This is a genomic window from bacterium, from assembly GCA_035371905.1.
Taxonomy (GTDB): Bacteria; Ratteibacteria; UBA8468; order B48-G9; family JAFGKM01; genus JAMWDI01.
Genome location: DAORXQ010000050.1, coordinates 1 through 12,511, shown reverse-complemented (window position 1 = coordinate 12,511; position 12,511 = coordinate 1). Strand labels below are relative to the sequence as shown.

The following is a 12,511-nucleotide window of genomic DNA, read 5'->3' as shown; positions in this document are numbered from 1 at the left end:
ATCAAGAAAAGGCATAATTTCTTCTTTTAATTTTTCTATTCTCTGGATAATTTTTTTTCTTTTTTCTATTTCCTGATAAAGTTGGAAATGTTTTTTATAAATATTTTCAAGGGGAAAATTTTCAACAATTTCTTTTTCTTCTTTTTCATCTATAATTATTTTTTCATTTATTTCTTTTTCTCCTGATTCAATAAGTATATTTTTCAGAAATTCAAGTTTTCTTATTTTATCTTCTATCTCATCTTTTGATAATGTTTTTTTCTCAAAGCCCTCAAAAGAAATATTTTCAATCTCAACCATACCAAATTTCTGCAATCTTTCCAGCAGTTTACTCTCATCTCCAAGGAAAAAGATAGTGAATTTTTTAACTTTACTTATCATGAATATTCCCTGTTAATTCTCACATATTCTTCTGTTAAATCACATCCCCATGATGTTGCAGAAAAATTACCTCTCTTTAAATCAATTTCAATTTTTATTTCCTTTTTTGTCATTAATTCTCTCAGTAATTCCCTGTCAAATTTTACCGGTTCTCCCTCAAAAACCTTAATACCACATATTTTAATTTCTATATTTTTTCTATCCATTCTTGCATTTGTTGAACCAACTGCAGCAACTATTCTTCCCCAGTTAGGGTCTCCACCGCTTACTGCTGTTTTTACAAGAGAAGAACCACATACTCTTTTTGCCACTCTCTTTGCATCTTTTTTACACCATCCACCATTGACAGTTACTTCAATAAACTTACTTGCTCCTTCTCCATCAAGGGCAATCTTTTTTGCAAGTTCAATACATAATTTTTTCAGTGAATTTGAAAAAGAATTAAATTCAGGACTTCCAATATGAATTGTTTTATTTCTTGCAAGACCATTTGCAAGACAGATAACAGTGTCATTTGTACTCGTGTCATTATCAACTGTAATCATATTGAATGAATCTTCAACCGCTTCTTTTAAAGCAAAATCAAGTGCTTTTCTATCTATAACAGCATCTGTTGTAATGAAGCAGAGCATTGTAGCCATTGAAGGATTTATCATACCTGCTCCTTTTGCCATTCCTCCGATTACAACCTGTTTTTTTCTCCCTTCTATTCCTGTTTCTATTTCATATTCTTTTGGAAATGTATCCGTTGTCATTATCGCTTTGGTTGCTTCTAAATTCCCATCTTTTGACAGGTTTTGAATTAGTTTATCAAGTCCATTTTTAATTTTTTCATATGGTAGAGGAACTCCTATCATCCCTGTTGAAGCAAAAAGGACTGAATTTTTTTCAATTTTTAGTTTTTTAGCAAGTTCTTCCATTATTTTTTTTGTTAAATCCCAGTTTTCTTTTCCATTACAGGCATTTGCGTTTCCACTATTTGCCAGAATAGCCCTTGTTTCATTTTTTATATTTTTTATACACCAGAGTACACTGTATGATTTAAATTGATTTGTTGTAAAGGTACCTGAAGAAATACAAGGTGATTCTGAATAAATTAAAGATAAATCATTTTTCCCTTCTTTTATTCCACAGTTAATTCCACTTGCATAAAAACCCTCAGGATAAGTTATTCCTTTTCCCATTTTTTTAATAAAAATTCTGCAAAAAATAAATCTTCTCTATAAGTTATTTTTATATTTGTTCTTACTCCTTCTTCACAATAGATTTTATTATACCCTATTTTCTCAAGAAAAAAAGAGTCATCACTTCCTTTTAATTTTTCACCCCTTTTATATGCTCTTTTTATCAATCCTAATCTGAACCCCTGCGGTGTCTGGACAGCAAAAAGTTTCTCTCTGTTAAGAGTCCTTTTAACAAATTTTTTTTCTACTTCTTTTACAGTATCCGTTATTTTTAAAACAGGAATACATGCACCATATCTTTTTGTTTTTTCAATAACTTTTTTTATCAATTCCTCACTCACAAATGGTCTTGCAATATCATGAATTAAAACTATACCTTCTTTTTCATCAATATAATTTAAACAATTTAAAACGCTATCCTGTCTTCTTTTGCCACCCTTTACGACTATTAAATCAGGGAATATATTTTTTGTCATATCTCTGCATTTTTTAATATACCCATGCGGTACGGCAAGCAATATTTTATCCGAGAATTTATAAAATTTTTCAATAGAATAAAGAAATAATTTTTTACCTCCAATTTCTATCATTGATTTCGGAATTGAATAATTTAATCTTTTTCCTTTACCAGCACCTACCAGAATAGTAAAAATCATTTCAATTTTGCGAAAATAATCCTTCCTGTTGGTGTCTGAATAGCACTATCTATAACTATATCAACAACTTTCCCAATATATTTTGAGGCATTTTCTACCACAACCATAGTTCCATCTTCAAGGTATCCGACTCCCTGACCTGCTTCTTTCCCTTCTTTTATAATTTTTAAAGAAATTTCTTCTCCACTCATCAACCTTGGTCTCATTAAATTTGTCAGAGTGTTAAAATTAAGGACTTTTATATTCTGGACTTCTGCTACTTTTGTAAGATTAAAATCATTCGTTAGAATTGCAGCATTAAGTTCAGAAGCAAGTTTTACAAGTTTTGTATCCACTGCTTCTATGTCAGGATAATCAACATTATAAACTTTTACATTTATTTCTCCATCTTCTCTTAATTTATTTAAAATCTCAAGTCCTCTTCTTCCTCTCTGTCTTTTAATATCACTTGAAGCATCTGCAAGTCCCTGTAATTCTTTAATTATGAACTGGGGAATTATAAGTGTATAATCAATAAACCCGCTTTTCATAAGTTCATAAACCCTTCCATCAATCAAAATACTTGTATCAACGACTAAAAATTTTTCTCCTTCTTTTATTCCACCAAAAAAAGGTAAAATAAAACCAAGTTCTTCAAATCCTTTTATTCCTGCCATAATCCCAAGATATGAAAAAACAAAATATAAGGAAAATCTTATTAAATTTTCCATTTTCTGGTCTTCAAAAGGGATTAAAAGAAAGAAGTTTGCAAGAAGAATTGCTGTTAAAAGCCCCACTATTAAACCACCAACTGCAAGAATGAGTTTTTTCCATGGAATTTTCCCTATCATTATTTCAATGCCTATTACAAAGATAGAACCCAAAAATCCTATTAAAACACCAAGTATTTTCTGATTTGGTAAACTGTAAAAACCTGTTAAAACACATAAAATTAAGAAAAAAACTCTTATAAACCATAAACCCATTTTAATTCACCTCCTTTGTTTTTTATAGCATAAAAGTCAAAATTTGTAAAATTTAAAAAGTTTTAGATATAAAACCACCACCAATAACTTCATCATTTTCATAAAAAACAACTGCCTGTCCGGGAGTTGGTGCCCTTTGTCCTTTTTCAAAAATAACCTCAACTTTATTCTCTTCTACTGGTTTTATAATACATTTTGCAGGAATATGTTTGTATCTTATTTTTGCCTCTGCTTCTTTTTCTTTATCAAGTTTATCAATAGAAATAAAGTTAACTCTTTCTGAAATTAATTTTTTTTTATATAAGTCCTTTTCTTCTCCAACAATAATTTTATTTTCTTTTTCATTTATCCCGATTACATATAATGGTTTTCCTTTTGCAATTCCAAGTCCCTTTCTCTGTCCTATTGTATAATTAAAAATACCCTTATGTTTTCCAAGAATATTACCATCCTTATCAACTATCAATCCTTCGTTTTTTTTATCGCTAAAAAGAAAAAACCTGTCTCCACATAAAAAATCCTGACTTTCTTCTTTATCTGATAAATGAAAATTATTCTTTTTTGCTATTTCCCTTACCTGTTTTTTAGTATAATAACCAAGAGGAAAAATAATTCTTTCCAGTTGTTTTTGTGTAAGTAAAAATAAAAAATAACTCTGGTCTTTTTCTTCATCAATACCCTTTTTAAGAATATATTTTTTTCTTTTTTCATCATACTCTACTCTTGCATAATGACCTGTTGAAAAATAATCAAAATTTATACCGAGAGAAAATGCCTTTTTCAATAAAATATCAAACTTTAAAAATCTATTACATATAACACAGGGATTGGGTGTTTTACCTTCAAGATATTCCTCTACAAAGTATTTCAAAACAATTTCACTGTATTCCTTTTTTAAATCAACGACATATAAAGGTATATCAAGGAGTTTACAGATTTTTTTTACATCTTCAATATCTTTTTCTTCAGGACCATAACAGGCACTCTTACTTCCTAAAAAATCTTTATTTTTCTCATCAAAAATTTTCATAAACACACCATATACCTCATAACCTCTTTCTTTTAAAAGTAAAGCACTTACAGAAGAATCAACTCCTCCAGAAAGTCCAACAATCACTTTTATTTTTTCCATAATATTATTTTACCATCTATAAGTATTTGATACAGTTTATTTTAAAGATTTAAACTATATGAAAACAAGAGAAAAATTGAAGAATAACACAATCTCCTTCACAAAACCTTTGTCTATCAATCATCTCCATTTCCCACCTCTAAGGTGGGATTGGAAGGGATTTGTCTTAATTCAAAAGTTTGACAAAGATTATTCTAAAAATTAAACTATATAAATTAACAAGGAGGTAGAAATGTTAAGTGACCTTGAAATTGCACAGAGGGCAAAAATTAAACATATTAAAGAAATTGCTGAAAAAGCAGGAATTGAAGAAGAATATCTTGAATTGTATGGAAACTATAAAGCAAAAGTTTCTCTTGAAATCCTGAAAAAACTTGAAGGAAGAAAAAACGGTAAATATATTGATGTTACAGCAATAACACCAACACCTCTTGGAGAAGGAAAAACAGTTACAACAATTGGACTTTCTCAGGCAATAGGAAAACTCGGTAAGAAGGTTTTTACCTGTATAAGACAACCTTCTCTTGGTCCTGTTTTTGGCATTAAAGGTGGTGCTGCAGGTGGAGGATATTCACAGGTTATACCAATGGAAGATTTTAATTTACATCTGACAGGAGATGTTCATGCTGTTGGTATCGCTCATAATTTACTTGCTGCTTTTGTTGATAATTCTGTCTATAAAGGAAATCCTTTAAATATTGACCCACTTTCTATAACCTGGCCCAGAGTTGTTGATGTTTCTGATAGATTTTTAAGAAATATTATTATTGGACTTGGGGGTAAAGAAAATGGTTTTCCAAGAGAAACTGGTTTTGATATAACAGTTGCTTCAGAAGTAATGGCGATACTTGCTCTTACAACTGATATCTTTGACCTTAGGAAACGACTCTCAAAAATTATAGTTGCCCAGACATACGATAAAAAACCTGTTACAGCAGAGGATGTAAAAGCAGCAGGAGCAATGACTGTTTTACTTAAAGATACTATAAAACCAACTCTTATGCAGACACTTGAGCATACACCTGTTTTTGTACATGCAGGTCCTTTTGCCAATATTGCTCATGGTAATAGTTCAATAATTGCTGACCTTATTGCTATTAAACTTGCTGAATTTGTTGTTACAGAAAGTGGATTCGGTGCTGATTGTGGTATGGAAAAGTTTATGAATATAAAATGCAGATATAGCGGTCTTAAACCTGACTGTGTTGTTATTGTTTGTTCTATAAGAGCATTAAAAGCACACAGTGGTAAATTCAAAGTTGTTCCAGGAAAACCGCTTGATAAAGGACTTGTTGAAGAAAATATCACTGCACTTGTTGAAGGAGCGAGTAATTTAAAAAAGCAGATAGAAAATGCTAAAATTTTTGGAATTCCTTGTGTTGTTGCTGTAAATAAATTCATTACAGATACAGAAAAAGAAATAGAAAAAGTAAAAGAACTTGCAATTGAATTTGGAGCGGATGATGTTGGAGTAAGCGAGGTCTGGGAAAAAGGTGGAGAAGGTGGAATTGAACTTGCTGAGAAAGTTATTAAAGCAAGTGAAAAAGAAAAGAATTTCCAGTTTTTATACCCGCTTGATATACCGATAAAGAAAAAAATTGAAACAATTGCAACAAAGATTTATGGAGCAGAAAAAGTTGAATATTCATTACTTGCAGAAGAAAAAATTAAGTTATATACAAAATGGGGATTTGAAAATCTTCCAATCTGTATGGCAAAAACACATCTTTCTTTATCACATGACCCGAATTTAAAAGGTGCTCCAAAAGGATTTACTTTACCCATAAGAGATATAAGAATTTCTGCTGGTGCTGGATTTTTATATCCTTTATGTGGAGAAATGAGAACCATGCCAGGACTTCCAAGTGAACCTGCAGGAACAAAAGTAGATATAGATGAAGAGGGTAAAATTGTAGGGTTATTTTAAAAATGTTAAAAATAGAAAATATAAGTGTAAAAGGTGGAGACAGTTTAATAATAAAGGATATTTCTCTTTTTCTTAATAAAAATGAGAGATTGGTGATTTTTGGACCAAATGGTTCAGGTAAATCAACTCTTATAAAATCAATAATGGGAATTTCTGGTTATAAAGTGATAAAAGGGAGGATTATTTTTGAAGATAAGGATATTACAGATATTCCTATTAGCCAGAGGGCTAAAATGGGTATAGGTATAATGTATCAAACCCCCCCTAAAATTTATGGAATAAAAATTTTACAACTTGGAAAATATCTTGCTCAAAATGAAGAAGAAATAAACCAACTTGCTGAAAAGTTAAAGGTTGATGAGTTTTTAAGAAGGGATTTAAATGTTGACCTTTCAGGGGGAGAAATTAAAAGGGTTGAATTATTTCAGGTTTTATTGCAGAAACCGAAATTGTTATTACTTGATGAACCAGAATCAGGAGTTGATATTGAAAATATTTCAATTATGGGAAATGTATTGAATGAATATATAAAAAAAACAGAATGTTCTGCTTTAATTATTACTCATACAGGATACATACTTGATTATGTTGAGGGAGAAAAAGGATGTGTTATGATGGATGGAAAGATAACCTGTCAGAGTAAACCCAGAATAGTTTTTGATATGATAAAAAAATATGGATATGAAAAATGTGAGGAATGTAAATGGAAATAGAAAAAGAGGAATTAAAAAATCTTGAAAAAGTTGGGTTTGATTTAGAAGAAAAGGAAAGAGCGGGTAGTTTTATTCAGAAAGATAATGAAATTCTTTTTTCAAAGGTTTTTCAGGAAGGAGTAGAAGTATTACCAATTGGAAAAGCAATTGAGAAATATCCTGAAATAAAAGAAAAATATTATGGAGTTTCTTTTAAAAAAACAGGTAAAGAATTTGAAAAGGATACAGAGGGCGGGTATTTTATAAGGGTGAAAAAGGGTGTAAAGACATTATTTCCAGTTCAGGCATGTTTATATTTAAAATCAAAAAAATTCAGACAAAAAGTTCATAACATAATTGTTATTGAAGAGGATGCTTCTGCGTATTTAATTACAGGATGTACTTCTGCAAAAGAAGCAGAAGATGCATATCATCTCGGAATATCAGAGTTTTTTATTTCAAAAGGTGGTTTTTTAAATTTTACAATGATTCATTCATGGAAGGAGGATATTGAAGTAGAGCCATTAAGTGCTGCTGTAGTAGAAGAAGGTGGTATTTTCGTTTCCAATTATATATCATTAAAACCTGTTAAAAAAATTGTGATGTATCCAACTGCTTTACTTGAGGGAGAAAATTCAAGAGCAAGGGTTTCTTCAATTATAGTTTCATTTAAAAATTCATATCAGGATATAGGAAGCAGATGTATCCTTGCAAATAAAAATACATCTGCAGAAATTATAAGCAGAGCGGTAAGTTATGGAGGTAAAATTGTTGCGAGAGGACATATAAAAGCAGTTTCACCAATGACAAGAGGACATCTTGAATGCAGGGGATTAATAATAACAGAAGAAGGAATAATACATGCCATACCCGAACTTGAAACACTTTATCAGGATGTTGAACTTTCTCATGAAGCAGCAATAGGTAAAATAAAAAAAGAAGAGATTGAATATCTTGCAAGCAGGGGAATTCCTGAGGAAGAAGCACAGGCAATGATAATAAGAGGTTTTATGAATGTTGAGATACTTGGACTACCTGAAATTCTTGAAAAAGAAATAAAGAAAGTTACAGAAAAAGTTTGAAAGTTAAGAAATGAAAAAAAGATTTTTAATTTACACCATTATATTAATTTCAGGGATTTTGAGTATTAAATTTTATGAATCAAGGATAATAAATGTACTGTGGTTGAAGGCAGATATAGCTTTTCATTTTGGTAATTATGACCTTGCTGAAAAATGTCTGTGGAGAATAATTAAACAGAAACCGGAAGAAGTAGATGCATATGTTTTAAAAGCATGGCTTGAATGGAGTCAGGCATTATCAAAAAATGATAATAAAAAATTGAATTCAGCAATAAAAACATTAAAACTTGGACAGTGGTATAATCCATTTGATATCCGTCTTTATATGGAAGAAGGAATAATGTGGAATGCTTTTGGGAATGACGAAGCAGCACTGAACGCATTTAAAAAGATTTATGTAATTGGTACTATCCCGTATGTAAGAATGTATCCGCATAAATTGAGGCAGATGGGTAAAATCTATGAAGCATATAAGGTAATGAAAAAAATATATGAAAAATATAAAGATGATGTTACTTTCCAGTGTCTTGAAAGATTGAAAAAAGAACTATCAGCATAAACTTTTTTATGGATTTATCAGAGCCATTAATTTCCTTCCATAAGTAATATATGTTTTATATGTAATTTCAGGGTCTCCAACTTTTCCTTCATGAACAACACTTGCCAGATGCGGTTCTATTGAAACAAAACCATCATATCCACTTTTCTTCAAGTCATTTAAAATCTCTTTAACTTTAGCTTCTCCTTCTCCCGGGAAAGTAGCCCTTCCTTCTTTATTGTAATCTTTAATATGAACATATTCAATAAATGGTTTAACCTTCATATAAAAATCCCAGGGGTCAACATTTTTATTATGGGCAACAACATTTCCTGTATCAAACATCAATTTAAAATTTTGAGAGTTCATTTCTTCAACCAATCTTACCATATTTTCAGCACTTTCTCCTCCCCATCCGGAACAGTTTTCATGAACAATAATTATTCCATTATCTTCAGCCATTTTTACCAATTCTTTCATTCTTCTTATAACCTCTTTTGCCCATCTTTCTTCATCCCATGGGTTTTCAGTATCATTTGGCCATGACATAACTCTTATATATTTTGTGTTAAATCTTTTCATTCTGGGTATTGCTCTTTTAAGTTCATCATAGTCCTTTTTGAAATCTCCAGAAATTCTAGTTGCCCAGTTTGCTATACAACTTGCAAAACAGGAAACCTTCATTCCCGCTTCATTTACTTTTTTATAAACAATTTCAAATTTTTCATCACTCATCATAGTTAAATTTTCTTTATCAATATTTCTTAATTCCATATATTCCCATCCAAGTTCTTTATGTGCTTTAATCTGAACTTCAATTGATTGTCCTGCTTCATCACTGATTCCCGTAAATTTCATTTTGTCCTCCTTGTTTTTAATAATTTTAATCATTATTTATGCAATGTCAATTTTTTGCTCTTTAAATTTTAAAATTGTAAAATATTTTCTTATGAATAAAAGAGAAAGAGTTGAAAGGACATTAAATTTAAAAGAAGTTGATAGAGTCCCTGTTTATGACCTTGTCAGAAATGATGATGTTTTTGAATATTTTAGTGGTGAAAAATTGCCTCCAGAAGAAATGTGGGAAAAAGAAGAAGAAAAATTGAAAATTATAGCAGGAAAAGTAGTAAATAAATTATGCGATATGACAAGAAGTTTTGGTTTTGGTCCTTTGAAAGAAACTGATTATACAGATGAATTTGGTTTTGTATGGCATTCAAGTCCTTATGAGAAAACTTCATGGATTGTTAAAAGACCTTTCTATGATGAAAAAGATGGAATTGAATTTATAAAAAAACTGATAATTAAATATTCTGAAAATATTAAAGAAATAAAATCAAATCAGAAAGCATACAGAGAAAAATATCATAACGATTTTTTAAAAACCCAATCATATATAGGAGATACAATTAACCTTCTTGCTGAACAGGGAACAGGACTTGATTTATTAAGACATTATCTTGGATTTGAATTTTTTTCCTATATCTATGCTGAAAATCCTGATATTATCAGTGAATTTTTTGAAGTATATACAGATTTACAGGTTTTAATATGTCATACAATTGCAGATAGAAATCTTTCGCCATGTGTTTTAACTTATGGAGATATTGCCTGTAAAAACATGTTATTGCATTCTCCTCAATTTTTAAGAAAAGAGTTTTTCCCAAGATTGAAAAAAATTCAGGATGCATGGCACCAGTATAATATAAAATGTTTATTCCATTCAGATGGAAATATAATGGAAGTTCTGGACGATTTAATAGAAACAGGTATAGATGGTTTAAACCCGATTGAAATAGTCGCAGGAATGGATATAAAAAAAATAAAAGAAAAATATGGAAATAAAATTTTTCTGACAGGTGGAATAGATATGAGTCAGTTACTGTCTTTAAAAACAACTGAAGAAGTGAAGGAAAAATGTATAGAAACAATAAAAATTTGTTATCCTGGATATTTTATTGGTTCAACAACAGAAATTGACAACTCTGTAAAACTTGAAAATATAATAGTAATGTATGAAATAGCAAATCAACCTGTTGAAAAAATATTAAAATAAAAAGGGGGAGAAAATGGAAAAAATTGGATTAGGTTTGATAATAGGAAATAGGGGTTTTTTCCCTGACCATTTATGTAAAGAAGGGAGAGAAAAAATTCTGAATTTTTTGAGTAAAAGATTTGAAGTGATAACATTGACAGAAAAAGATACAAAATTCGGGAGTATTGAAACATATCAGGATGCAAAAAAGTGTGCGGATTTATTTATAAAAAACAGAGATAAAATAGATGGTATAATTGTAAGTTTACCAAATTTTGGAGATGAAAGAGCAGTAGCAGATACAATAAAACTTTCAGGTCTTTCAGTTCCTGTTTTAATACATGCTTTTCCTGATGATATAGATAAAATGGATGTAAAAAACAGGAGAGATAGTTTCTGCGGTAAAATTTCTGTCTGTAATGTTTTATATCAGTATGGAATTAAATTTACATTAACAGAAAACCATACTGAAGGAATTGAAAGTGATGAGTTTAAAAGGGATATAGATAAATTTGAAAGAATATGCAGAATTGTAAAAGGACTTAAAAACTTAAAACTTGGAGCAATAGGGACAAGACCTGATGCATTTAAAACAGTCAGATACAGTGAGAAAATACTTGAGAAAAATGGAATAAGTGTTGATGTTCTTGATTTATCAGAGATTTTTGCAAGAATTTCAAGAATAAAGGATGATGATAAAAGAGTAAAAAATGAAATAGAAAAATTCAGAAATTATATGGAGAGTAAAGATGTTCCGCTTCAATCATTAATAAAATTTTCAAAACTTAAAATTGTAATAAAGGACTGGATTTCCCAGAATGATATAAAAGGTATTGGATTTCAGTGCTGGACTTCAATAGAAGAAAATTTTGGTATAGTTCCGTGTGCTGTATTAAGTTATCTGTCAGACACTTTAATTCCTTCTGCCTGTGAAGTTGATATAACGGGTACATTGAGTATGTATATTCTTCAGATTGCTTCAGGTCTTCCAAGTGCTATAGTTGATTTAAATAATAATTATAAAGATGAGAAAGACAAAGTTGTTTTATTCCACTGCAGTAATTTTCCTGTTTCTGTTTTAAAGAAATCAAAGATAAGTTATCAGGAAATAATATCAGAAAGTGTGGGAAAGGAAAATGCTTATGGTGCTGTTATAGGAAATATGAAAAAATCACCTTTCACTTTTTTACGGCTTTCAACAGATGATAATTTTGGAATTATAAAAGGATATCTCGGAGAAGGAGAGATAACAGATGATAAAATAGAGACATTCGGAGGGATTGGAGTAGCAAAAATAAATAATTTACAGAAACTTTTATGGTTTATATGTGAAAATGGTTTTGAGCATCATACTATCATAAATTTATCAGAAATTTCAGATGCAGTTGAGGAAGCACTTGTGAAATATAAAAATTGGTCAATCTACCACCACTATTGAAAAAATTAAAAATAGTAGTATAATATGTAATAAAAAGAGGACCCGTAGCTCAACGGCAGAGCAGCGGACTCATAATCCGTTGGTTGGTGGTTCGAATCCGCCCGGGTCCACTTCTTTTGTGAGAACTAAAAACCAAATTCATCTTCAGAGGACACCTTTAAGGTGGGCAGTGGAGATGATTGAGAGACAAAGATTACAACAGACATTATTGACTATTTGTTTTTTCCATATTTATAGGCAGATTCAAGCATAGCAACAATATTTTCTGGTGGAACATTTGCTTGAATGTTATGAACCTGATTGAAAACATAACCACTGCCTTTTTTGAAAATATCCAGCCGTTCTTTTACATGTTGTTGGATTTCTTCTGGTGTTGCCCTGCCTAAAACATGCTGTGTATCACATCCCCCACCCCAGAAAACAATTTTATTACCAAATTTTTCTTTCAACCTTTTCGGCTCCATATTTGCCGCTGATGTTT

General features: G+C 30.3%; 13 protein-coding genes and 1 tRNA gene. 7 read left to right on the top strand and 7 right to left on the bottom strand.

Features of this window, described 5'->3' with window-relative positions; translation table 11 throughout:
* The 5 genes from PKV21_06335 to mnmA form a co-directional block, all read right to left on the bottom strand.
* Nucleotides 1-381 (bottom strand): hypothetical protein (locus PKV21_06335; GenBank protein HOM27106.1); only part of this gene is annotated, 381 nt, incomplete at its 3' end.
* Nucleotides 378-1,565 carry a bifunctional glutamate N-acetyltransferase/amino-acid acetyltransferase ArgJ gene (argJ, locus tag PKV21_06330; protein ID HOM27105.1) on the bottom strand — a complete coding sequence of 396 codons (1,188 nt, stop codon included), beginning with the start codon at nucleotides 1,563-1,565 and terminating at the stop codon, nucleotides 378-380. The genes argJ and PKV21_06335, both read right to left, overlap by 4 nt.
* Nucleotides 1,550-2,221, bottom strand: a complete 672-nt coding sequence (gene ispD / locus PKV21_06325) for a 2-C-methyl-D-erythritol 4-phosphate cytidylyltransferase (protein ID HOM27104.1) — start codon at nucleotides 2,219-2,221, stop codon at nucleotides 1,550-1,552. Before ispD ends, argJ begins: the two co-directional genes overlap by 16 nt.
* Nucleotides 2,218-3,186: a TRAM domain-containing protein gene (locus tag PKV21_06320; GenBank protein HOM27103.1), complete on the bottom strand. Its 969-nt coding sequence runs from the start codon at nucleotides 3,184-3,186 to the stop codon at nucleotides 2,218-2,220. The genes ispD and PKV21_06320 overlap by 4 nt, the downstream gene beginning before the upstream one ends.
* A 52-nt stretch (nucleotides 3,187-3,238) precedes the next feature.
* On the bottom strand, nucleotides 3,239-4,318 hold the full coding sequence (mnmA, locus tag PKV21_06315) for a tRNA 2-thiouridine(34) synthase MnmA (GenBank protein HOM27102.1): 1,080 nt from the start codon (nucleotides 4,316-4,318) through the stop codon (nucleotides 3,239-3,241).
* A 232-nt stretch (nucleotides 4,319-4,550) separates the two neighbouring features.
* Here mnmA and PKV21_06310 point away from each other — a divergent pair, with 232 nt between their 5' ends.
* The 4 genes from PKV21_06310 to PKV21_06295 are packed head-to-tail and all read left to right on the top strand — an operon-like array spanning nucleotide 4,551 to nucleotide 8,578.
* The gene (locus tag PKV21_06310) at nucleotides 4,551-6,245 is read left to right on the top strand and encodes a formate--tetrahydrofolate ligase (GenBank protein ID HOM27101.1); all 1,695 of its coding nucleotides are present in this window, start codon (nucleotides 4,551-4,553) and stop codon (nucleotides 6,243-6,245) included.
* Between the two features lie 2 nt (nucleotides 6,246-6,247).
* Nucleotides 6,248-6,958: an ATP-binding cassette domain-containing protein gene (locus PKV21_06305; GenBank protein ID HOM27100.1), complete on the top strand. Its 711-nt coding sequence runs from the start codon at nucleotides 6,248-6,250 to the stop codon at nucleotides 6,956-6,958.
* Complete coding sequence (locus tag PKV21_06300; protein ID HOM27099.1) at nucleotides 6,949-8,019, top strand: SufD family Fe-S cluster assembly protein; 1,071 nt, start codon at nucleotides 6,949-6,951, stop codon at nucleotides 8,017-8,019. Before PKV21_06305 ends, PKV21_06300 begins: the two co-directional genes overlap by 10 nt.
* Nucleotides 8,020-8,029: 10 nt before the next feature.
* Complete coding sequence (locus tag PKV21_06295; GenBank protein ID HOM27098.1) at nucleotides 8,030-8,578, top strand: hypothetical protein; 549 nt, start codon at nucleotides 8,030-8,032, stop codon at nucleotides 8,576-8,578.
* 6 nt (nucleotides 8,579-8,584) lie between these two features.
* Here the strand turns inward: PKV21_06295 and PKV21_06290 are convergent, their stop codons facing one another.
* Nucleotides 8,585-9,415: a sugar phosphate isomerase/epimerase family protein gene (locus PKV21_06290; protein ID HOM27097.1), complete on the bottom strand. Its 831-nt coding sequence runs from the start codon at nucleotides 9,413-9,415 to the stop codon at nucleotides 8,585-8,587.
* Nucleotides 9,416-9,506: 91 nt separating this feature from the next.
* On the opposite strand from PKV21_06290, the gene PKV21_06285 reads away from it, so the two are divergent.
* The 3 genes from PKV21_06285 to PKV21_06275 all read left to right on the top strand — a co-directional run bounded on the left by PKV21_06285 (nucleotide 9,507) and on the right by PKV21_06275 (nucleotide 12,140).
* Nucleotides 9,507-10,613, top strand: a complete 1,107-nt coding sequence (locus PKV21_06285) for a uroporphyrinogen decarboxylase family protein (protein ID HOM27096.1) — start codon at nucleotides 9,507-9,509, stop codon at nucleotides 10,611-10,613.
* Nucleotides 10,614-10,626: 13 nt separating this feature from the next.
* A complete protein-coding gene (locus PKV21_06280) occupies nucleotides 10,627-12,030 on the top strand; it encodes an L-fucose/L-arabinose isomerase family protein (protein ID HOM27095.1) in 1,404 nt (467 codons plus the stop codon).
* 38 nt (nucleotides 12,031-12,068) lie between these two features.
* Nucleotides 12,069-12,140 (top strand) — tRNA-Ile (locus PKV21_06275).
* Between the two features lie 102 nt (nucleotides 12,141-12,242).
* Here the strand turns inward: PKV21_06275 and PKV21_06270 are convergent.
* A partial coding sequence (locus PKV21_06270; protein HOM27094.1) for a uroporphyrinogen decarboxylase family protein occupies nucleotides 12,243-12,511 on the bottom strand: 269 nt, incomplete at its 5' end.